Source organism: Marinobacter vinifirmus, assembly GCF_002258215.1.
GTDB lineage: Bacteria > Pseudomonadota > Gammaproteobacteria > Pseudomonadales > Oleiphilaceae > Marinobacter > Marinobacter vinifirmus.
In genome coordinates this window covers 162294-182262 of record NZ_NEFY01000006.1, presented here as the reverse complement: position 1 = coordinate 182262, position 19969 = coordinate 162294, and the positions used below count along the sequence as shown (strand labels likewise).

Below are 19969 nucleotides of genomic sequence, written 5' to 3'. Positions count from 1 at the left end.
CAATGGCCGCTAACCAATCACAACCCCTGCGCCCTGCTCCATTCAGCGCCCCTGCGTGGCAACTGGCTCCGGGCCTGATCATTGCGCTGGCCTTGATCGGGCTGGTGCTGTTGGGCCTGGGGGCACTGCTTCACACAGCTGGCACGCTGGAATTCGAAGAGCTGTGGCAAAGCCGCTATTTAAGAGGCGTTGTCTGGTTTACGGTTTGGCAGGCTGTGTTATCGGTCATTCTAAGCCTGCTCATTGCGCTGCCGGTGGCCATGACACTGGCACGGCTCAGCCATTTTCCCGGCCGTAGCCTGCTGCTACGGTTGATGGAGCTGAGCCTGGTGCTTCCCACCATAGTGGCGGTTTCAGGCATCATCGGGGTGTACGGTCGCCAGGGCTGGCTGACCAGTCTTCTGAACGATTGGCTGCCTGATCATGGCTGGAGCCTTTACGGCCTGAATGGAATCTTACTGGCCCACGTGTTTTTTAATGCACCGCTGGCCGCACGAATTCTTCTGCAAGCACTGGAATCGGTTCCGGCACCGAGATTGCGGGTTGCTTCCCAGCTCGGGTTGAGCGGCTGGTGGCTCTGGCGTGCGGTTCGATGGCCCGCATTGCGGCCGGTCCTGCCAGGGGTGTCAGCATTGGTCTTTACCCTGTGTTTTACCAGCTTCGCCATCATCATGACCCTGGGTGGCGGGCCTCGCGCCACAACCCTTGAAGTGGCTATTTACCAGGCGTTGCGGTTCGAATTCGATTTTGGCCAGGCTGCCATCCTGGCCACTATTCAGCTGGTTATTTGCGGCAGCCTGTGGTGGCTGGTGTTCCGGAACCGGCTGGAGTCCTCACTGCTTCCGGATCGGCGGTTTGCTGAAACTGTCTCTTTAAAAGACAGCCCCGGGCAGGGTCTGGGGCGCGTGTTGCTGCTGGGCATCTTTTCCGTTTTCCTGACGCTGCCCCTGCTGGCCATCGCGTTACGCGGTTTGCCGGCACTCTGGCCGGCCTCACCCATGCCATCTATCTACGGACAACTGCTCCCCGCTACAGGGCGAAGTTTGTTGATTGCTGTTCCTGCCGGGCTGGGGGCGGTTGTCGCCAGCCTGTTCACACTGGCGGCCGCCAACAAACCCGGAAACCGGATACTGGCAGCCATTCCGGTTACCACGGGCTACCTGCCGCTGATTGTACCGCCCCTGGTGCTAGGTACCGGCCTGTTCCTGTTGTTGCGGCCCCAGCTCGGGAATAGCGCCCAAGGCTGGGTGCTGGTGTCTTTGATTAACGGATTGATGGCCATTCCATTTGTGCTGCAGGTGCTGCGTGGGCCACTGAATGCCATCGACAAGAACACCCTGAACCAGGCGAGTCAGCTCGGTATCCTGGGCTGGTATCGCTGGCGCTGGTTGCACTGGCCAAGGCTGCGCCGGCCAATCGCCCTGGGCCTGGCCTATGGCATTGCCCTGTCGCTGGGAGATTTCGGGGTAATTGCCCTGTTCGGCAGCCCCGGGCAGCCCACGTTGCCGGTTCTGCTTTACCAGCAGCTGGGCAGTTACCGAATCAGCGAAGCGGCTGGCACCGGGCTGTGGCTGCTTTTGTTACTCGTGACTCTCTTCGCCCTGCTGTCCCGGGTTGCCCGGCGGGCCCCGGGCACAAACACAGAGCCTGCCCCCGCCGCTGCTCCGGAGCCTCGCCATGCTTGAGCTAAGAAACCTGTGTTTCCAGTACCCGGATCAGTCGGAGGAGTGGCGCTTCCACTTCTCGGTCGCCGCCGGGCATTGCCTCGCGGTACGCGGTGCCAGTGGAACCGGTAAATCCACCTTGCTGAACCTGGTTGCCGGCTTTCTGGCACCCAAAAGCGGAGAAATTCTCTGGAACAACCAAGCTATCCATAACCTGCCCGCCTGGGAGCGGCCGGTAACAAGCGTGTTCCAGGAGCACAACCTGTTCGAGCACCTGGATGTCTTCACCAATATCGGTCTTGGCCTTCACCCCGGCATGAAGCTGTCCTGCGAACAGAAACTGGCCATTGAGCAGGGTCTTGAACAAACCGGGCTCGGCGGTTTTGGTGCGCGCCTGCCCGGCGAACTATCCGGTGGCCAGCGGCAGCGAGTTGCCCTGCTGCGCGCCATTCTGCGGCGCAAACCGGTACTGCTGCTGGACGAGCCCATGACCGGGCTGGACCCGGACGCCAGGGCCATCATCCGCGACTTGTTACTGCAGGAAAAGGCCAGCGGCATTACCCTGATCCTGGCAAGCCATGATGAAGAAGACCGAAAGATACTGGCAGACAGCAACTGGAATCTTTAAGCTTGCTAAGACTTCTGGCAGGGATTTTTTCATTCTGTGGCGATAACTTCGGGCCTTACTACAGCCAAAGCCGGCGAGCCTGCCGGCACCCTTGAGTTGTCCGGCAATACGGTGGCCTTTGCCGGAGACTGGACCCTTGCCCATTACCCGGCACTGAACCGGCAGGTATCGCAATTCAAGGCAGAGAACACTTCACTGAAGCCGGAATTTACCCGCCTTGGACGACTGGATACCGCGGGCGCGTCCCTGATGGTGAAAATGCTGGGTGCCGAACCGGTGCTTGCCGCGCTGGAGCAACCGTCCCTGCCCGAAGCCCAGCAAGCACTCCTTAAAGCCGTGGCGGAATCCATGTGTGAATCCGCACCGGCACCAGCCACGGTTAATCCACTGCTGAACATGCTGGCAATCACCGGAGAGAAGGTCACCCGGCTAACCCGCCTGTTATGGCTGCTGTCCGGTTTTATTGGCCAGACCCTGACCACCCTGTTCTACATACTCCCACGGCCAAAACGCTGGCGCTTTACGCCGTTCGTGGCCGCTGTGCACGACACCGGCCTGAACGCCCTTCCGATTGTTGCCTTGCTCACGTTTCTTGTGGGTGCTGTCGTCGCATTTCTGGGTGCTACGGTGCTGGAGGACTTTGGCGCGACCATTTATACCGTGGACCTGGTCGCTTTCTCATTCCTGCGGGAATTCGGCGTACTGTTAGCGGCCATTTTGCTGGCCGGCCGAACCGCCAGTGCCTTCACAGCCCAGATCGGGGCCATGAAGGTCAACGAAGAACTGGATGCCATTCGTACCCTCGGCCTCAACCCCGTGGAGCTGCTTGTAGTCCCCAGGGTACTGGCCATGATGGTGAGCCTGCCAGTGCTTACCTTTGTCGGCATGATGGCGGGCATGGTTGGTGGTGCTGTGGTGTGCGCACTGGCACTGGATATTCCGCCCAGCCAGTTTATGGCCATCGTGGAGCGGGATATTGCCCTTAAACATTTCCTGGTGGGCATCGGTAAAGCACCCGTGTTTGCCTTCCTGATTGCCGTGATCGGCTGCCTGGAAGGTTTCAAGGTGTCGGGCAGCGCACAGTCCGTGGGCGAGCACACCACCTCCAGCGTGGTGCAATCTATCTTTATGGTCATACTGCTGGATTCCGTAGCCGCGCTATTCTTTATGGAAATGGGTTGGTAAGGCATGGCCATGGGCACGCGGGATAACCACACGCACCAAACGCCGATCATTCAGGTTCGGGGCCTGAGCAACCGCTTTGGCAGCCATTCAGTACATGAAGACCTGGACCTGAACCTCTACCCGGGCGAAATCCTCGGCGTGGTTGGCGGATCCGGCACAGGAAAATCCGTGCTGCTTCGCAGCATTGTCGGCTTGAACACGCCGACGGCGGGCCACATCACGGTATTCGGGCAGGATCTAACAGAGCTGTCAGCACCGGAACGTTCGCTTTATGAGCAGCGGTTTGGCGTGCTGTTTCAGGGCGGCGCTCTATTTACCTCCCTGAATCTGGAACAGAATATTGCCCTGCCCCTGATCGAGCACGCGGGGCTGAAGCGGGCCGAAGCGGAAGAACTGGCCCGCATGAAGCTGGCCCTGACCGGCTTGCAGCCCGAGGCGGCCCGCAAATACCCGGCGGAGTTATCCGGCGGCATGGTGAAACGTGCGGCGCTGGCCCGGGCGCTGGCCCTGGACCCTGAAATATTGTTTCTGGACGAGCCCACAGCGGGGCTGGACCCGATCGGCGCTGCCGCGTTTGACGAACTGATTGTCACCCTGCGCAATGCCCTGGGGTTAACGGTATTCCTGGTCACCCACGATCTGGATACCCTGTACACCACCTGCGACCGGGTGGCAGTGTTGTCCCGGCGCAAGGTGCTGGTGGCAGATACCCTGGATAACGTATCCCGCACAGATGACAGCTGGATACAGGACTACTTCCACGGCCCCCGCGGGCGGGCCGCGATTGATGCACACAACAGGCTGACCGAACAGGAGCCCGGTTAATGGAGCCAAAAGCCCATCACGTCATTATCGGATTATTTACGCTGCTGGCTGTTACCGCCGCCTTGCTGTTCGCCCTGTGGTTAGGCAAGTCCTCGGCAGACCAGGAGTGGAGTTATTACCAGATCGGTTTCGACCACCCGGTAGGCGGCCTGTCCAAGGGTAATGCGGTGCTATACAGCGGCGTGCCGGTAGGTGATGTACTGGAGCTGACCCTGGCACCCGACAACCCGGCCCATGTTCGTGTGCTGGTTCGGGTTCGCAGTGACATTCCTGTGCGTGAAAACACCCGTGCCGAACTGGTGCTGGCCAATATCACCGGCAGTATGAGCGTGCAGTTTACCGGCGGCAGCCCGGACAGTCCGGTGCTTGAAGGTGGCCGTGAGAATCCACCGCTGATCAGTGCCGAGCCCTCTGCATTTTCCAACCTGCTCAATAACGGCGAAGCCATGTTGTCGAAGGCCGAACGCCTGCTGACCAGCATGAACCAGCTGTTGAACGAGGAAAACCTGGGCAACGTAGCCACCATTCTGGACAACACCCGGCTGGCAACCGAATCGCTGCTGGCAAGCCGGGATGACATGATGGCACTGATGGAGCAGTTCGATGCGGCAGCGATTCGGGCAGAAGAAGCTGCCGTAAAGGTATCCGCCACCTCTGACCATGCGCGCGTGGTGTTGGGCGAGCAGATTACGCCAGTATTGGAGTCGATGGATAAGGCCATCTCAACCCTGCAGCCCACCCTGGACCGGCTGAACCGTGTGACCGGTAATAACGAAGGTGCACTGGACTCCGGGCTTCAGGGCCTGGGCGAGCTCACACCGGCCTTACGGGAGCTGCGCAGCACCCTCCGCAACCTGAACTCGTTTACCCGCAGGCTTGAGCAAGACCCGAGAGGCACCATCTGGGGCGGCGGCCGAATCCAGGAGTACAGCAATGACTAAGCCAAGCAGAGGCATTTTCGCACTGGCCGGGGCCCTTGCCCTGTCTGCCTGCACCGTGTTCCCGATTCCTGAAGCACCGCGCCTGATGGAACTGGCACCCCCTGCTGACCGGAACGTGTTCGATACGCCCCGGTCTGCTGCGCTCCGGGTGGACACTCCGCTGGCATCCGATCCGCTGGACAGTACCCGGGTTCTGGTAAAGCCCACGCCCTACGAGTTCCAGGCACTGGCCGGCGCCCGCTGGCGCGACAGCATTCCCGTGGTTTTGAGGGATTACCTGATTCAGGAATTTCGCCAGAGCGGCGGCTTCACCAGCGTGATGACTGACACCAGTCCGGCTACGGCAGGGTTAACACTGGTCACCGAACTGACCGGCTTTCACGCCGAGACCCGCGCAGACGGCACCACGGTGGTCATGCACCTGCACACAGAACTGATGGAAAACCGCTCCCGGAAAAGCCTGTGCGTATTGGATCAGCGCGAGGAGGCACTGGCTGCCAGCGCAACGCTGGACGACCTGATGTCTGCCTTCTCTGTCGCAGCATCCGCGCTCTCGACAGACATAACCCGATGGAGCCGGGATTGCCTGGCAGACGCCTGAGCCTGTTATTTTGAAGGGAACAAATCCGGCCAGGCCGCTTTCAGGTACAGGAACATAGACCAGAGTGTGAGCCCGGCTGCGATGTAAAGCAGGCCGATCGCAACGTACGACAGGATTTGACCGGGAGGAAACGCCAGCAAACCGACAATGGCCGCCATCTGGGCCGTGGTCTTGATCTTACCGATGTACGACACCGCGACACTGGCGCGGCTACCCACCTCTGCCATCCATTCCCGCAAGGCGGAAATCACAATTTCCCGGCCGATAATCACTGTGGCGGGAATTGTCAGCAGCACTGCCGAGTATTCTTCAATCAGCACCGCCAGGGCCACGGCCACCATCAGTTTGTCCGCCACCGGGTCCAGGAACGCACCGAAAGGCGTACTCTGGTTCAGTTTGCGGGCCAGGTAGCCGTCCAGCCAGTCGGTCACACCAGCCAGGGCAAAGATGATGGCGCTGACCAGGTAACTCCACTGCACCGGCAGGTAGAAAATCACCACAAACACCGGGATCATCACGATGCGGGACATGGTCAGCAGGTTCGGTAAATTCATGGTGTTCCTATTCGTCGTGCAATGCTGCGTATATGGATTCTGCCAGTGACTTGCTGATGCCCTGAACCTTGGCCATCTCATCCACACTGGCTTTACGTAATTCCTGTATACCGCCGAAGTAGCGAATCAGCTCCCGGCGGCGCTTCGGCCCCACCCCTTCGATGCCTTCCAGGGTAGATTGCCGGCGTTTCTTGTCCCGGCGCGCCCGGTGGCCGGTAATGGCAAACCGGTGGGATTCGTCCCGAATATGCTGAATCAGGTGCAAGGCCGGTGAGTCTGCCGGCACCCGGAACACGGTGTCTGTCATGGCGTCAATCAGTTGTTCCATGCCGGCCCGGCGGGTGACACCCTTGGCCACACCAATCAGCGGAATATCGGAAATCCCAAGCTCTTCAAAGACTTCCCGGGCAATGTTCAACTGGCCTTTACCACCGTCGATGAAAACGAGGTCTGGCCGCTTGCCGTCGCCACTCACCAGCCGGCGGTAGCGGCGCGTCAGCACCTGGCGCATGGCGGCATAGTCGTCACCGGCCTTTACGCCTTCAATGTTATATAGCCGGTAATCGCTTTTCAGTGGCCCATTCTCGTCGAAAACCACACAGGATGCGACGGTATTTTCCCCATGGCTGTGGCTTATGTCGAAACATTCCATCCGGGACGGGGTTTCAGCCAGCTCCAGCAGGTCCCGCAGCGCCAGCAAACGGCGATACACGGTTTCCTTGCTGGCCAGGTGGGTAAGCAAGGTTTGCCGGGCGTTGGTCATGGCCAGTTCCAGCCAGCGCTTGCGTTCGCCGCGCACATTACCCCGAATGCGGGTTTCCCGGTTGGCAGCCTCGCTGAGGGCCTCTGCCAGCAGTTCCTGCCCTTCCACAGCCACCGGCACGAGGATGTCCCGGGGAATTTCCCGGCGGGTATCACCGCCAAAGTAGTACTGGCCCAGAAACGCCGAAAGCAGTTCCCCTTCGGACTGCTCGAGTGAAAACCTCGGGAAGTAGTCCTTGGTGCCCAGCACCCGACCACCACGAACGATGATCACCACAATGCACACCACGCCGGCATCCTGGGCAATGGCAATCACATCCGCATCGCCGCCCTCACCTTCAATGGATTGCTGCTCCTGAACATGGCGAAGATGGTTGACCTGGTCCCGGTAGGCGGCCGCCTTTTCGAACTCCAGGTTCTTAGCTGCCTGCTCCATGGCATTCATCAGGTCGTGGATGATGGCCGGGTTCTTGCCTTCCAGGAACATGGTGGCATGGCGGATATCCTGCTGGTACCCCTCCGGTGTTACATAACCCACACATGGCGCCGTGCACCGGTTAATCTGATACTGCAGGCAAGGCCGGTTACGGTTCCTGAAATAGTTTTCACTACAAGACCTTATACGAAAAACCTTCTGCAGGATATTAAGACTTTCCTTGACGGCACCAGAGCTTGGAAACGGCCCGAACCAGGTGCCGCCACCCTTTTTGGTGCGGCCACGGCGGAAGGTCAGCGAGGGATAGTCGCTGTGAGAAGACAGGTAGATATAGGGGTAGGATTTGTCATCCCGCAGCAGGATGTTGTAAGGCGGCCGCAGCGACTTGATCAGGTTTTGTTCCAGCAGCAAGGCTTCGGTTTCGCTGCCGGTAATCGTCACCTCGATGGACTCGATCTTGCCCACCAGTGCTTCGGTTTTCGGGGCCAGGCCGGTCTTGCGGAAATAACTGCTCACCCGCTTTTTCAGGTTGCGGGCTTTTCCCACGTACAGAATATTCCCGGCGCCATCGTACATACGATACACGCCGGGGCGTTCAGTAAGCTGTTTCAGGAAGTCTTTGCTGTCGAACTCCCCGGATCCTTGCTGGGGGTCAGACCTTGTCGGCATCCAGCAATCCAAGCCGTACGGCCATCAGCGCCAGCTCTACATCACTGGAAATCTCCAGCTTCTCGAAAATCCGGTAGCGGTAGCTGTTCACGGTTTTGGGGCTGAGGCAGAGTTTATCGGAGATGTCCTGCACCTTCTGGCAATCCACCACCATCATGGCAATCTGCATTTCCCGTTCAGACAAACGATCGAACTTTGCCAGTTCGCCATCGTCGTCCTTTTCACCCGCCAGCTGCTTCAGCGCCATCTTCTGGGCAATTTCAGGGCTGATGTAACGCTGTCCGGAATGGGCCTTGCGAATGGCACGCACCATTTCCTGGATGTCCGCACCCTTGGTGATGTACGCCTGGGCGCCACTTTGCATCACTCGGGAGGGGTAAGGATCATCCGCGCAGGCGGTTACCACAATCACTCGAATAGAGTCGTCCAGGCGCAGGATACGACGGGTGGCTTCCAGGCCACCGATTCCTGGCATGCGAATGTCCATCAGAACGATATCCGGTCGGTTCTCTCGCACAAACTCGATGGCGTCCTCTCCGGATGAAGCCTGGCCAATCACGTCGAGATCGGGATTGTCGGCTAACATGCGGGTTATACCGGAGCGCACCAGCTCGTGGTCATCTACAACCAGTACCCTGATCAAAGCTCACCTCGCAGTCAGGTAGACGAAAAATCACGGTGATTGTACCGTTTACACCGCCCATCGGGTAGGTAGGGGCCTGAAAACGATGGAAATCAGGCGGGAGCGCCCAGCCCCGCGGTGTTTTCCACCGGGTCAAACCACACGACCAGCTCTCCCCGTTTTACGGCAGCAAGTACCCGGCTTCGTTCCGCCAGCGGGTTCTCGGTATCGTTCAGGCCGTGGTAACGGGTGCAATATTCTTCCGCCAGCCCTTCCAGCTGGTCCTGGGTTAGCAGGTCTGCGTCTACTACGAACTTTTCCTGGCGCGGATCTTCATCGGGCACATAAGCGGTATCGTCGGTCATAAATCCTCCAGTCCGGGGCGTATGGTACGGGGTTTTCGGTTTTTGCGCTCTTCAAAACCCTGTGCGCTTTGACTATCATCGCCGCTTTCGTAACGTTTGGATGCTAATGAACCAGAACGTCTTTCGCCTGACACTGCCGATTCTGTTCGGCTACATTCCGCTGGGAATGGCCTTCGGGGTACTGTTTACCACCCAGCTGGACTATGCCTGGTGGATTGCTCCGCTGATGGGGCTGGTGATCTATGCCGGTTCCGGGCAGATCCTTGCTGTCAGCCTGCTGGCCGCCAACGCAGGGCTGCTTGAGGTGGCAGTTGCCATGTTTGTGTTGAACGCCCGGCACCTGTTTTACGGGTTGTCCCTGCTGGGTCGGTTCCGGGGCGCCGGCTGGCGTAAAGGCTACCTGATTTTCGGCCTCACAGACGAGACGTACTCCCTGCTCACCAGCCGTCCACTGTCCTCAGACAAACACCACGAGCAGGAAGTGGACTTCCGCATTACCGCGTTCAACCAGGCTTACTGGATTGCCGGTTGCGGAATTGGCGCACTGCTGGGAGAGATGGTGGCGTTCGACAGCACCGGTATTGAATTCGCGCTGGTCGCGCTGTTTATTGTATTGACGATTGAACAGATCAAAGCACTGGGCGACAGCTTCCCGCTCTGGGCCGGTGCCTTTGCCGCCGGGATCTCAATGGTGCTGGTCGGGCCATCTCATCAGCTGATCCTCGCGATCGCAATTGTCACCGGCATTCTTCTGATCCAGTATCGCCAGCTCAAGAACCGTCTGCCGGCAGCGGAGGCCAGCCATGACTGACACTTATTACCTGGCCGCGTTCATTGCCATTTCAGCGGCGGCAACCTTTGCCACCCGGGTGGTTCCCTTCCTGTTTTTTGAACGCCACACAGAACACCCGTTGCTACAGCATATTGGCCGGTTTCTGCCGGCCGCGGTTATGGCCCTGCTAGCCATCGTATTCCTGCAGCGTTCCGCGAACTGGAGCGCAAGCCTGCCGGGGCTGGACGCCATACTGCCGGGATTGCTGGTGGTAGCTGTACACCTGTGGCGGCGTAATGCCCTGCTCTCTATTGCGGTGGGTACCGTTGCCTATATGGCGATCCAGCAATCCGGCTGGCTGGCCTGATCAGGGCGCGCCTTCAACATTGGCCACCAGTCTGGAGTCTTCCAGCGCTGCGGTACGGTGCTTCACCACACCTTTATATTCAGGGCTTTCGATCATCGCCAGGAAGGCGTTGATGGAGGGGTAACGTACCAGCAATACCTGGTCCCAGGATTCGTCGGGCGGCGCAATCAGCGAACCCACACTGCGGCCGGACCAGATTACCTCTGCGCCAACCGAGCGCACGCATTCTGCCGCTTCGTCCATATAGCGCTTATAGGCATCCCGCCCCGAGCAGTTTTCTGTGTCGTCTTTGTAGGCCGCCTGGTCACGAAACCGAAGCAGATTCAGCATTACTACCGGCTGATCTTTTGGCGTCTCTTGCAAAACTTTCCTAAGCTCTTCCTGAGAAGGGTTGACGGTCGCCATAGGTGTCCCTGCTTTTCGTTATAAAGATGTTTGCTGACTTCCGGTTTGCATCTCAGACAGTAAACGAAATTCCCGGCGCATGCATCCTCGTATTAGCCTTTCGGATAAGTCCGCTTGCATTGTTGACCTTCGTCAAGCGAGAATTGCGCGCTTTGTGCAAGCTATATCGAAATAACTTTTAGTACTAAGTGCACATATATAAGAATAGAGAGGCTACCGACCGTGAGAAAAATTCCAATTACGCTGGCTGCATTCGGGCTGGCTGCCTATGCGGGCTTTGCGCTGGCTGCAACCGAAGGTGATGCTGAACGCGGCAAAGAAGTCGCCAACCTGTGTATTGCCTGCCACCAGGCCGACGGCAGCGGCATGCACATTGAAGGTGGAGAATCCTGGCCACGGCTGGCCGGTCTGAATGCCACTTACTTCGCCAAGCAGATTCACGACATCAAGACAGGCACTCGCGTAAACGCGACCATGACGCCGTTCGTGAACATGCTGGACGACCAGAAAATTGCCGATGTTGCTGCCTATTACAGCCAACTGGAACCCACGGCTGGCCAGGGTGGCGCAAACGCCGATGAGGCCACGCTGAAGCGCGGTCAGCAGCTGGCCGAACGCGGCGACTGGTCCCAGTACATTGTTTCCTGCAAAAGCTGCCATGGCCCTGGCAACCGCGGTGCCGGCGATGTATTCCCGGGTATTGCCGGCCAGCATGCCGGTTATATCGAAGCCCAGCTGAAAGCCTGGAAAGAAGGCACCCGCAAGAACGATCCGCAGGATCTAATGGGCTCCATCGCCCGACGCATGAGCGATGAAGACATTCACGCGGTAGCCGTATGGCTTGCCAACCAGAGCGCCAGCAGCAAATAAGGGGACACCTATCATGATGCGCAAACTGCTTACTGTCGCCCTGTCTGGAACCTTTGCGTTCTCGGCTAACCTGGCGGCCAATGAAGACACAACCCAGGCTTACATCGATCAGTTGACCTCTATGGGCTTTCCGGCCCCGAAGGAAAGCCAGCTGGTCCACATTCCGCCTACCATGGCAGACCTGGAAGAAGCGGACATCCATCCGGAACTGAAAAAGGTCATCCGCAAGGGCTACGACCTGTTCACCAACACCCAGCAACTACGTGGCGAGAATGTGTTCAACAACATGAACTGCTCCAGCTGCCACCTGGGTGAAGGCCGCATGCCGTTCAGCGCGCCGATCTGGCCAGCAGCCGTTACCCTGCCCGGTTACCGTGGCAAGAATGGCCATGTAAACAACCTGGAAGAACGTATTGCCGGTTGTTTTACTTACTCCATGAATGGCAAGCCGCTGGAATACGGCAGTGACAACATGCTGGCACTGTCTGCCTACCATCAATGGCTGGCCACCGGCGTGGAAATGTACCCGAAGCAGCCCATTTACGGCCGCGGCTTCCCGGCACCAGAGCGCCCGGCGGAACTCAGCTACGCTAACGGTGAAAAGCTGTACGAGGAAAACTGTGCCGTTTGCCACCAGGAAGATGGCTCTGGCCTGCGCGTAGATGGCCACACCGTATTTCCGGCACCCTGGGGCGATATGTCCAACAACTGGGGTGCAGGCATTGTGCGCCTGTTCACCGCAGCCGGCTTTATCAAGAACAACATGCCTCTGGGCCAGCCCAACTCCCTGAGTGACCAGGAAGCCTGGGACATCGCCTTCTATATGGACAGCCAGGAGCGCCCGCAAGATCCGCGCTACACCGGCGACGTGAAAGAAACCCTGGAGCAATTCGGGCCTACCTTCCACAAGCACTCCATGTACGGCCAGGTTCGCGAGCATGACGGCAAAGTACTGGCTGACCACGACAATACCGGCGAAAAGCCATTCCTGAAGCCTGATACCATCCGCTCAAGGAACTTCGACTGAAAGAACGGTTATAATGCCGACACAAGGCCTCCCTAGCGGAGGCCTTTTTCGTTGTTTGTTCCAGAGGAGTACGTTGTCCCTTGAGCGGTCTGTTAGCAACCTTCGCCCACACCCTTGAAACCACCCTGCCGGTTTTTGCCATGGTCTTTATCGGCATCGGCCTGCGCCGGATTGGCTGGATAGACCAGAACTTTGTCGGCACCGCTTCCGCCCTGGTGTTCAAGGCCACGCTGCCAACCCTGGTATTCCTCAGCATCATCCGGGCAGATCTGACGACGGCATTCAACATCAAACTGCTGCTGTTCTACCTGGCGGCCACACTGGCCAGCTTCGGCGCTGTCTGGTTCTGGGCAATCCGGCGGGTGACCAAAGATGACCGGGGCGTCTATGTGCAGGGTGCGTTCCGGGGTAATTGCGGGATTGTCGGCCTGGCCTTGGCGGCCAACCTTTATGGCGATTACGGCTTGTCTGCCGGCGGCATATTGCTGGGGCTGGTTATTATTTCCTACAACGTGCTTTCTGTCGTGGTATTGCTGGCGTATCAGCCGGGTAAAAGCATGAGCTTCTCGAATACCGTTAAAGACGTGGTTCGCAATCCGCTGATTATTGCCGTGGTTATCGCTATTCCCTTCGCCGCCTGGGAGGTCACCCTTCCACAATGGGTGATGACCAGCGGCAATTACTTTGCCTCTCTCACCCTGCCACTGGCCCTGCTCTGCATTGGCGCCACCGTTTCCCTGAAAGCCATCAGAACGGACAGCGGCCCGGCGCTGGGAGCCTCGGTGTGGAAAATGGTGAGTTTGCCGGCCCTGTGCACACTGGCGGCCTGGTTGGCGGGATTCGAAGGCCGGGAACTGGGCCTGATGTTCCTGTTCTTCGCCAGCCCGACGGCAGCGGCGAGTTTTGTCATGGTGAAGGCTTTGGGCGGGAACGACCGCATGGCGGCCAATATCATTGCACTGACCACCTTACTGGCCAGCGTAACGGTAACGGTGGGGGTCTTCATACTGCAGTCCACCGGGCTGGCGTAATGCCCTGCCCGGTTGACTGAGGTTTCAGGCGATCAGAACTTCAGGCGGCTGCCGATCATGGCGACGTTCACATCGTCATAGCCGCCGTTGTCAGCATCCAGCGCGAAGTTGTTGTAGGCGAAGTATACGTCCAGGCGCTTGATGGGCTGGTAGACGTAGGCGGCGCCGTAGATTTCTACGTCGGAGCCTGTTATTCCAACCGGGTTAAAGTCTTGACCTTGAGCCCGGTGGAGAGTGTAGGAGTGCTTGCCGGTTTTATAACCCAGCTTCACCATGTTGAAGGTGCTTTCTTTCTTGTCGCTGTCGTAGTCCCGGTAAGAGTAGACACCGGTGGCGTTAAAACCGCTCTCATGCAGCCAGGAGATGGAACCACCAACGGTGTCCTGAGCGACTGCGCCGCCAGTTTCACCATACTGAGCCGAGTAGCCCACTGCTGCGGAAATACGGCCAAGACCATCAACATTGGTGTTATAGGAAGCCGCGAACTCTGAAGTATCTGCGTTGCCGCCACCTTGTTCTTTGTAACCATGACTGACAGACACTTTTACCGGACCGAAGTTAGGAGCATCGTAGCGAATGCGGTCATAGCGGGCTTCAAAATCCTGACTCTGGAACGATTGTTTTACCTGCACATCACCAACACCGTCTTTGCCCGCAAATGGAAGGGCACCACCTACGAGCCTCAGGTCAGGGAAAGCAGCTACTTTAGTACCGGAGAGGTCCATTTCTGTTGCACCATCAGCCGCACCGGAGCCCTGACCTACGGAGATCATACCGTAGCGGCCTTTGGCAAACAGATTCACATGACGCTCATTCCACTCACCTTTTTCACTACGGTTTTGCTCGTTAACGACATTTGAATCGTTGTGCTGATACTCAAACTCAATATGAGCACCAACAGTCATCCCAAGCTCTTCTACATCAGTTGAGATGCGTGTACCTACACGACTGGAGGCATATTTGTTATCAACAATATACTGCTCTGAACCGTAGCCCGTATCGCCATGCATCACAGCCATGTTGATATGGCCATAGGCATCCACGTTAACCTTTGACAGGTCTACATTCTGAGCCATGGCGGCGGATGTCATCAGGCTGCCCAGGGCAACTGAAAGTGCAAGTTGGTGTTTTTTCATTCTGATGCTCCAGTTTTGGAAGATATTTCATTTCCATGGCATGGAGAGAAAATTAGGAAATTCAGGGGGGTGGCGATTTGACTGATGTCAGTTTTGTGGGGGTGTTTGGTGCGGGGTAGCGGTTAATGCTTACGGCTGGAGGGATTATTCAGCCCAATAAAAAACCCCGGCATGTCTGCCGGGGTTCTTTTATTGGCGGAGAGGGAGGGATTCGAACCCTCGATACGCTATTAACGTATACACACTTTCCAGGCGTGCGCCTTCAGCCACTCGGCCACCTCTCCAATAAACTGTTTCAAATCAGCTACGTTGTCGCTCATTTGAGGGCGCAAACTTTAATAGTTTTGCTGGCGTTTGGCAACCGCAATGAAGCGATTCCTTTAAAAAAATCCTGAAAATCCGTGTTGGCGGATTTCCGGCGACTAAATTGGCTATCCTTGTCATCAAACACCCACAATATCCGGAGCCTCTTTATGTTAATGAAAGCCGAACAGTCCACCCTGCTTCTTGTCGATGTACAGGCCAGGCTGATGCCTGCAATCAGTCAGGGAATGGAGGTGGTCGACCGCTGCACCCTGCTGGCGACAATTGCGGGCTTGCTGGAGGTGCCGGTCATCGCCACGGAGCAGGTTCCGGACAAGCTGGGGCCGAATGTGGAAAGTGTTCGGGAGCTTTGCCACCACACCGTCAGCAAATACCATTTCGATGCCTGTCCGGACGGGCTGATTGATGCCCTGCCGGAGGGCCGCCAGCATATTGTCATCGGAGGCTGCGAAACCCACGTATGTATGCTGCAAACGGCCCTGAGCCTTCTGGATGCCGGTTACAAGGTCTGGGTGGTAGCGGATGCAACCGGTTCCCGAAATGATTTCGACCGGGACGTAGCGCTGGACCGCCTGCACCAGAGTGGCGCCCGGATAGTTACCACAGAGATGGTAGCGTTCGAGTGGATGGTAGACTGTCGCCACCCCAGGTTCCGGGACGTTCAGGCACTGATCAAATAGCACATATTCGAGGTTTTTCATGCTGAATATGGATTTCTCCCAGCGAGTGGTTGTTCGGACCCGAGAACAGGAATGGCAACCCAGCCCGGCGGCGGGCGTGGAGCGCAAGCCGCTGGCACGGGAAGAGGCCGAACGGGGCCATGCCACCAGCATAGTTCGCTACAAACCCGGTTCTTCCTTCAAGCGGCATGAGCACCCACTGGGAGAGGAAATCCTGGTATTGGAGGGAGTGTTCTCCGACGAGACCGGCCATTACCCGGCCGGCACCTACCTCCGGAACCCACCCGGCACTGGACACGCGCCCTTCAGCGAAGAAGGTTGCACCCTGTTGGTGAAGCTGCATCAGTTTGATCCGAGGGACACCGCGACCGTTCGTGTCGATACCAATCAGGCTGAATGGTTGCCGGGCATTGGCGGGCTGCAGGTAATGCCCCTGCACGATTTCGAGCATGAGCATGTGGCCCTGGTGAAATGGCCGGCCAATGAGGTCTTCCAGCCCCACCGGCACTTTGGTGGCGAGGAAATCCTGGTGCTGACCGGCGAGTTCTGCGATGAACACGGCCGTTACGCGGAAGGCACCTGGATGCGCAGCCCGCACCTGAGCCAGCATCACCCGTTCGTAGACCAGGAAACCGTTATCTGGGTGAAGACCGGCCACCTGCCCCTGCCGGCTGGCGCCTGAGCAGCCAGGCTGCCATCAACAAAGCGTGCAGCACCAGCAGCGGCACGGCAACCATTAACAGCGAAGCCCAGCCCAGGGCAGTCAGCACGGCTCCGGCACTCAGCGCCGCCGTGGCCTGGGCGCTGAATACCATGATGTCATTGAGGCCCTGTACCCGGAATCGCTCTGAATCCCGATAGCCCTGAGGCAACAGGGTGGTGCCGCCAACAAACAGGAAGTTCCAGCCCACCCCGAGCAGGATCAGGGCCCATAAATAATGGTGGAAGCTGATGCCTGCCGCGGCCAACAGAATACACCCCAGATAGGCCAGCAAGCCGACAGTCATCATCAAGGGGATGCCCACCACCCGGATCAGCCATCCGGAGATAAGAGACGGCAGGTACATGGCCATGATGTGCAGCTGGATTACCCGCTTGGCGTCGTCAAAATCGTGCCCGGCCATTTCCGTCATACTCAGGGGCGTTGCAGTCATGATATAGCTCATCACCGCATAACCAATGGCTGCACCACTGATGGCGGTCCAGACCAAGGGATTGGCGAGAATCTCACGCATGGGGCGACCACCACCCACGACAATCTCGGCCACCCGTTCCCCGGAAGGCCGATAACCGACCGCCACCACAACCAGGGCCATGGCTTGCACCACCGCCAGTCCGGCCCAGCTTAGAAGAAATGGAAAACGTTCGTCTGTGCCACTACCCAGTCCGGCAACTTCCGGCCCGAGCCAGGCAGCTACCAGGCCACCAAGCAATACCCTGGCGGCCGCTGTACCCGCCATGTCCGAAGCTACCGACTCCATGGCCGCAAACCGGTATTGATGCACTACCGCCAACCCGGAGCCACCGATAACGGAGGCAAGGCACATGGTGACAAAGTCCGATTGCCAGGAGGCAAACATACCCAGACCGCCAGCGATCATGCCGGCCAGCGTGCCCAGCAACATCACCTGCTTGCGCCCTACCCGCTCCATCAGCCAGGTAGCCGGCTTGATAGCCAGAACTGTGCCGACCACCACCAGTCCTACCGGCAAGGTGGCCAGTTCCGGTGCCGGCGCCAGCAGCCGCCCCTGAATACTTCCGATAAATACGATAAAAGGAGCCGTGCACATGGCCAGCGCCTGAGCCGCTACCAGCACCCATACATTCAAAGGCATGAAACTGTCCCGTCAGAAATGCGAAAACGGCACTCTATCACTAAATGACAAGCTGGCAATTGCTGCTCAAAGCCGCAATGACGGCTAATGCAGGTGAATCGTCATCCGGGAATCCGAATGGAAACGGATATCCTGAATGCTGATATTGCCAATAGGCGGTGTCTGACTGTTGGTGACACGAATATTGTCGAGACGAACTTCCTCGATGCGCTCCGGCAGCAGCAACTGAAGTGCGCCGTCATCGCGGATACGGTATTGGGGTTCGCCTTCCCGGTAATGGACGCCGGAAATACTGAGGTCCGAATCGACGAAGCTCAACACCGGAGAGAATATGTGGGAGGCCAGTTTCAGGGTGTTAACCGGGTCCCGGGCGGTTTCCGGATCAGCGACGGTTTCAATACGCTCCAGAAGCCCAATCTCGCTCCCGGCAGTTACGCTGGCCATTTCCTCTTCGGTCATGGGCGCAAAGCCACCATACATCTCACCCGCCACCACCGGAGCGAGGGCGGCATTGGAGTTGCCTGAGGCAAAGGTGACCAGGGGCTGGAAAGGGACGGTGACCATGGCCACCAGTGCGGCGGCGTTGCGGTAACGGGCCTGGTGTTTGAGAACCCGGTGCAGTTCCCGCTCGGTAAGCCAACCGGCTTCTACCAGCACCTCACCCAGGCGTTGGCCGGTGTCATGCTGAATTTTCAGGCCGGCTTCCAGCTGGCCTTCCGAGATATAACCCCGGTTGATCAGCAACCGGCCAAGCCGGGACTTTTCCTCAAACCCTTTGTGTACTTTCACTGGCAAACGCTCCCGCTGGTACAGTTGCAACCGTACAACCCGGCCCGGCACGAACGAACCGCACCCGGCAGAGCATTACTCTCCCTGGATGCGGATTCTGGAATCCCGGTGAAAGCTTAGATCATAGAGGTTGATATCGCCTAGTGGCGGGCCGTCTCCGCCGCCTACGTTAAGATTTTCGATGGCGACCAGGTCCACGGTTTCCGGGAAGGCAACATGGATTGCGCCATCGCTGCCCAGCGTGACGACCTCTTCGCCCGGCCGGTATTTAATGCCGACAATCTTGAAGTCCATGTCCAGCAAATCGGGCAGCGACGCCAGCAGGTCTTCAAGGACATTGGCCACATCTGCACCGGCAGTGCCCAAGTCCGCAAGGCTGTCTCCGCTAACCTCACCGGATGGCGCATTCACACGGGTGACATAATCCGGGCTCTCAAGGTGGGCCGGCTGGGTGCCACCACCCGCTCGCAGCAACTCCTGCAAACGCACACTGCCGTGAGCGGAAACCGCAGACATACCGGCTTCTGATACCGGCAGAAACGCCGGTGTGTAGCTCCAGTTTTGCTGCTCGGAAGCCAAGGCCATTGGCGCGGAACCGGTAAAGACGGCGAAGGCAGACGCCACCGCACCAGCCTGCGTTAATAAACGGAATCTCACCAGACTTCTCCTGTATTCAAAGTGATTACCGTACAACCCGAATCGGCAACATGACTTTCAAGTCGACACATTTCAAGGATAACCCAGCTTATTCAACTGTCTACCATCGCGGGCATTCAATGGTTAAGTATCTGTTAGAATTGTGCACAGGTTACGATTTCAGACATTATGTCAGCCAAGCGATCCATTCCTGAAACCGCGAGTACTGTTGAAATGACAAATACCGTAAAAAGCCTGTTTAATGTGAAGCCCGTCCTGCTTGCCCTCGCACTGCCCCTGATGGCTGCCGCTCCGGTACAGGCAGAAGAGCCTGTAAACGAGCGTCCGGAAGTGCGGTTTGAAACCTCTCACGGTGCTTTTTCCCTGGAACTGCGCCCGGATGTCGCCCCGAAAACGGTCGAAAACTTCCTGGGCTATGTCGATAAAGGCTTCTACAACGGCACAATTTTCCACCGCGTAATCGCCGACTTCATGATTCAGGGCGGCGGATTTACTGAAGACATGTCCCGCAAGTCTACCGAAGAGACCATTGTTAACGAGGCCTCCGCCGAGCTGCCTAACGAGCGCGGCACCATTGCCATGGCCCGCACCAGCGCACCGGATTCCGCCACCTCCCAGTTCTTCATCAACCTGGTCGACAACCCCTACCTGAACAAGGGTGCTAACGGTGCCGGATATGCGGTATTTGGCAAAGTAACAGAAGGCATGGATGTGGTGGATGCCATTGCCGGCGTTAAAACGGCCCGTGTTCGTGGCATGGCCGATGTGCCCGTGCGCTCTGTGATCATCGAGCAGGTAACCCGGGCTGCTGCCGAAGACTGACT

At 58.0% G+C, this 19969-nt stretch carries 23 protein-coding genes and 1 tRNA gene; 14 read left to right on the top strand and 10 right to left on the bottom strand.

The genetic code is table 11. From position 1 onward, the window contains the following. Window positions 1-2 precede the first annotated feature (2 nt). The 6 genes from thiP to B9Q17_RS09875 all read left to right on the top strand — a co-directional run bounded on the left by thiP (window position 3) and on the right by B9Q17_RS09875 (window position 5844). Window positions 3-1685, top strand: a complete 1683-nt coding sequence (thiP, locus tag B9Q17_RS09900; protein ID WP_094625095.1) for a thiamine/thiamine pyrophosphate ABC transporter permease — start codon at window positions 3-5, stop codon at window positions 1683-1685. Further along, a complete protein-coding gene (locus tag B9Q17_RS09895) occupies window positions 1678-2292 on the top strand; it encodes a thiamine ABC transporter ATP-binding protein (protein ID WP_094625094.1) in 615 nt (204 codons plus the stop codon). Before thiP ends, B9Q17_RS09895 begins: the two co-directional genes overlap by 8 nt. Window positions 2293-2388: 96 nt before the next feature. After that, complete coding sequence (locus B9Q17_RS09890; protein ID WP_244177365.1) at window positions 2389-3477, top strand: MlaE family ABC transporter permease; 1089 nt, start codon at window positions 2389-2391, stop codon at window positions 3475-3477. Window positions 3478-3480: 3 nt separating this feature from the next. Continuing rightward, window positions 3481-4302 (top strand): ABC transporter ATP-binding protein, encoded by an 822-nt coding sequence (locus tag B9Q17_RS09885; protein ID WP_094625092.1) that lies wholly within the window; start codon window positions 3481-3483, stop codon window positions 4300-4302. Continuing rightward, a complete protein-coding gene (locus tag B9Q17_RS09880) occupies window positions 4302-5243 on the top strand; it encodes an MlaD family protein (RefSeq protein ID WP_022988960.1) in 942 nt (313 codons plus the stop codon). The genes B9Q17_RS09885 and B9Q17_RS09880 overlap by 1 nt, the downstream gene beginning before the upstream one ends. Beyond that, window positions 5236-5844, top strand: a complete 609-nt coding sequence (locus B9Q17_RS09875) for an ABC-type transport auxiliary lipoprotein family protein (protein WP_094625091.1) — start codon at window positions 5236-5238, stop codon at window positions 5842-5844. Before B9Q17_RS09880 ends, B9Q17_RS09875 begins: the two co-directional genes overlap by 8 nt. A gap of 5 nt (window positions 5845-5849) precedes the next feature. Here B9Q17_RS09875 and pgsA read toward each other — a convergent pair whose 3' ends face one another. From pgsA to B9Q17_RS09855, 4 genes are all read right to left on the bottom strand, one after another. Next, complete coding sequence (pgsA, locus tag B9Q17_RS09870; RefSeq protein WP_094625090.1) at window positions 5850-6398, bottom strand: CDP-diacylglycerol--glycerol-3-phosphate 3-phosphatidyltransferase; 549 nt, start codon at window positions 6396-6398, stop codon at window positions 5850-5852. A 7-nt stretch (window positions 6399-6405) separates the two neighbouring features. Further along, window positions 6406-8265, bottom strand: coding sequence for an excinuclease ABC subunit UvrC (gene uvrC, locus B9Q17_RS09865; protein WP_094625089.1), 1860 nt, complete (start codon window positions 8263-8265; stop codon window positions 6406-6408). Beyond that, window positions 8249-8908, bottom strand: coding sequence for a UvrY/SirA/GacA family response regulator transcription factor (gene uvrY / locus B9Q17_RS09860; RefSeq protein ID WP_094625088.1), 660 nt, complete (start codon window positions 8906-8908; stop codon window positions 8249-8251). Before uvrY ends, uvrC begins: the two co-directional genes overlap by 17 nt. A 92-nt stretch (window positions 8909-9000) precedes the next feature. Beyond that, a complete protein-coding gene (locus tag B9Q17_RS09855) occupies window positions 9001-9252 on the bottom strand; it encodes a YheU family protein (RefSeq protein WP_022988955.1) in 252 nt (83 codons plus the stop codon). A gap of 106 nt (window positions 9253-9358) precedes the next feature. On the opposite strand from B9Q17_RS09855, the gene B9Q17_RS09850 reads away from it, so the two are divergent. Then, on the top strand, window positions 9359-10063 hold the full coding sequence (locus tag B9Q17_RS09850) for an AzlC family ABC transporter permease (RefSeq protein ID WP_094625087.1): 705 nt from the start codon (window positions 9359-9361) through the stop codon (window positions 10061-10063). Next, window positions 10056-10391 (top strand): branched-chain amino acid transport AzlD family protein, encoded by a 336-nt coding sequence (locus B9Q17_RS09845; RefSeq protein WP_022988953.1) that lies wholly within the window; start codon window positions 10056-10058, stop codon window positions 10389-10391. Before B9Q17_RS09850 ends, B9Q17_RS09845 begins: the two co-directional genes overlap by 8 nt. Here B9Q17_RS09845 and B9Q17_RS09840 read toward each other — a convergent pair whose 3' ends face one another. Further along, complete coding sequence (locus tag B9Q17_RS09840) at window positions 10392-10796, bottom strand: DUF1330 domain-containing protein (RefSeq protein ID WP_036219418.1); 405 nt, start codon at window positions 10794-10796, stop codon at window positions 10392-10394. It lies immediately after the preceding gene. A gap of 222 nt (window positions 10797-11018) precedes the next feature. On the opposite strand from B9Q17_RS09840, the gene B9Q17_RS09835 reads away from it, so the two are divergent. The 3 genes from B9Q17_RS09835 to B9Q17_RS09825 all read left to right on the top strand — a co-directional run bounded on the left by B9Q17_RS09835 (window position 11019) and on the right by B9Q17_RS09825 (window position 13724). Continuing rightward, window positions 11019-11666, top strand: a complete 648-nt coding sequence (locus B9Q17_RS09835; protein WP_094625086.1) for a c-type cytochrome — start codon at window positions 11019-11021, stop codon at window positions 11664-11666. A 13-nt stretch (window positions 11667-11679) separates the two neighbouring features. Further along, entirely contained in the window at window positions 11680-12693 is a 1014-nt protein-coding gene (locus B9Q17_RS09830; protein ID WP_094625085.1) for a c-type cytochrome, read from the top strand. Window positions 12694-12782: 89 nt separating this feature from the next. Continuing rightward, the gene (locus B9Q17_RS09825; protein ID WP_425268615.1) at window positions 12783-13724 is read left to right on the top strand and encodes an AEC family transporter; all 942 of its coding nucleotides are present in this window, start codon (window positions 12783-12785) and stop codon (window positions 13722-13724) included. Between the two features lie 32 nt (window positions 13725-13756). On the opposite strand, the gene B9Q17_RS09820 is transcribed toward B9Q17_RS09825, so the two are convergent. Beyond that, entirely contained in the window at window positions 13757-14860 is a 1104-nt protein-coding gene (locus B9Q17_RS09820; protein WP_094625083.1) for a porin, read from the bottom strand. Between the two features lie 193 nt (window positions 14861-15053). Continuing rightward, window positions 15054-15144: transfer RNA gene (locus B9Q17_RS09815), tRNA-Ser, on the bottom strand. A 189-nt stretch (window positions 15145-15333) separates the two neighbouring features. Here B9Q17_RS09815 and B9Q17_RS09810 point away from each other — a divergent pair. Next, window positions 15334-15864, top strand: a complete 531-nt coding sequence (locus tag B9Q17_RS09810; RefSeq protein ID WP_022989254.1) for an isochorismatase family protein — start codon at window positions 15334-15336, stop codon at window positions 15862-15864. Between the two features lie 19 nt (window positions 15865-15883). Further along, window positions 15884-16546, top strand: a complete 663-nt coding sequence (locus B9Q17_RS09805; protein WP_094625082.1) for a cupin domain-containing protein — start codon at window positions 15884-15886, stop codon at window positions 16544-16546. On the opposite strand, the gene B9Q17_RS09800 is transcribed toward B9Q17_RS09805, so the two are convergent. The 3 genes from B9Q17_RS09800 to B9Q17_RS09790 form a co-directional block, all read right to left on the bottom strand. Further along, on the bottom strand, window positions 16500-17699 hold the full coding sequence (locus B9Q17_RS09800) for an MFS transporter (protein ID WP_094625081.1): 1200 nt from the start codon (window positions 17697-17699) through the stop codon (window positions 16500-16502). The two genes, B9Q17_RS09805 and B9Q17_RS09800, sit on opposite strands and share 47 nt — an antisense overlap. 84 nt (window positions 17700-17783) lie before the next feature. Continuing rightward, window positions 17784-18488, bottom strand: coding sequence for a cyclic di-GMP-binding domain-containing protein, MshE-related (locus B9Q17_RS09795; RefSeq protein ID WP_094625142.1), 705 nt, complete (start codon window positions 18486-18488; stop codon window positions 17784-17786). 75 nt (window positions 18489-18563) lie between these two features. Beyond that, window positions 18564-19145, bottom strand: coding sequence for a hypothetical protein (locus B9Q17_RS09790; protein ID WP_152521771.1), 582 nt, complete (start codon window positions 19143-19145; stop codon window positions 18564-18566). A gap of 213 nt (window positions 19146-19358) precedes the next feature. Here B9Q17_RS09790 and B9Q17_RS09785 point away from each other — a divergent pair, with 213 nt between their 5' ends. Continuing rightward, the gene (locus B9Q17_RS09785) at window positions 19359-19967 is read left to right on the top strand and encodes a peptidylprolyl isomerase (protein ID WP_094625141.1); all 609 of its coding nucleotides are present in this window, start codon (window positions 19359-19361) and stop codon (window positions 19965-19967) included. Window positions 19968-19969: the final 2 nt, after the last annotated feature.

Coding starts and splice junctions, on each gene's coding strand:
- thiP (WP_094625095.1), top strand. CDS start 3: ATGGCCGCTAACCAATCACAACCCCTGCGCCCTGCTCCATTCAGCGCC.
- B9Q17_RS09895 (WP_094625094.1), top strand. CDS start 1,678: ATGCTTGAGCTAAGAAACCTGTGTTTCCAGTACCCGGATCAGTCGGAG.
- B9Q17_RS09885 (WP_094625092.1), top strand. CDS start 3,481: ATGGCCATGGGCACGCGGGATAACCACACGCACCAAACGCCGATCATT.
- B9Q17_RS09880 (WP_022988960.1), top strand. CDS start 4,302: ATGGAGCCAAAAGCCCATCACGTCATTATCGGATTATTTACGCTGCTG.
- B9Q17_RS09875 (WP_094625091.1), top strand. CDS start 5,236: ATGACTAAGCCAAGCAGAGGCATTTTCGCACTGGCCGGGGCCCTTGCC.
- pgsA (WP_094625090.1), bottom strand. CDS start 6,398: ATGAATTTACCGAACCTGCTGACCATGTCCCGCATCGTGATGATCCCG.
- uvrC (WP_094625089.1), bottom strand. CDS start 8,265: ATGCCGACAAGGTCTGACCCCCAGCAAGGATCCGGGGAGTTCGACAGC.
- B9Q17_RS09855 (WP_022988955.1), bottom strand. CDS start 9,252: ATGACCGACGATACCGCTTATGTGCCCGATGAAGATCCGCGCCAGGAA.
- B9Q17_RS09850 (WP_094625087.1), top strand. CDS start 9,359: ATGAACCAGAACGTCTTTCGCCTGACACTGCCGATTCTGTTCGGCTAC.
- B9Q17_RS09845 (WP_022988953.1), top strand. CDS start 10,056: ATGACTGACACTTATTACCTGGCCGCGTTCATTGCCATTTCAGCGGCG.
- B9Q17_RS09840 (WP_036219418.1), bottom strand. CDS start 10,796: ATGGCGACCGTCAACCCTTCTCAGGAAGAGCTTAGGAAAGTTTTGCAA.
- B9Q17_RS09830 (WP_094625085.1), top strand. CDS start 11,680: ATGATGCGCAAACTGCTTACTGTCGCCCTGTCTGGAACCTTTGCGTTC.
- B9Q17_RS09820 (WP_094625083.1), bottom strand. CDS start 14,860: ATGAAAAAACACCAACTTGCACTTTCAGTTGCCCTGGGCAGCCTGATG.
- B9Q17_RS09810 (WP_022989254.1), top strand. CDS start 15,334: ATGTTAATGAAAGCCGAACAGTCCACCCTGCTTCTTGTCGATGTACAG.
- B9Q17_RS09805 (WP_094625082.1), top strand. CDS start 15,884: ATGCTGAATATGGATTTCTCCCAGCGAGTGGTTGTTCGGACCCGAGAA.
- B9Q17_RS09800 (WP_094625081.1), bottom strand. CDS start 17,699: ATGCCTTTGAATGTATGGGTGCTGGTAGCGGCTCAGGCGCTGGCCATG.
- B9Q17_RS09785 (WP_094625141.1), top strand. CDS start 19,359: ATGACAAATACCGTAAAAAGCCTGTTTAATGTGAAGCCCGTCCTGCTT.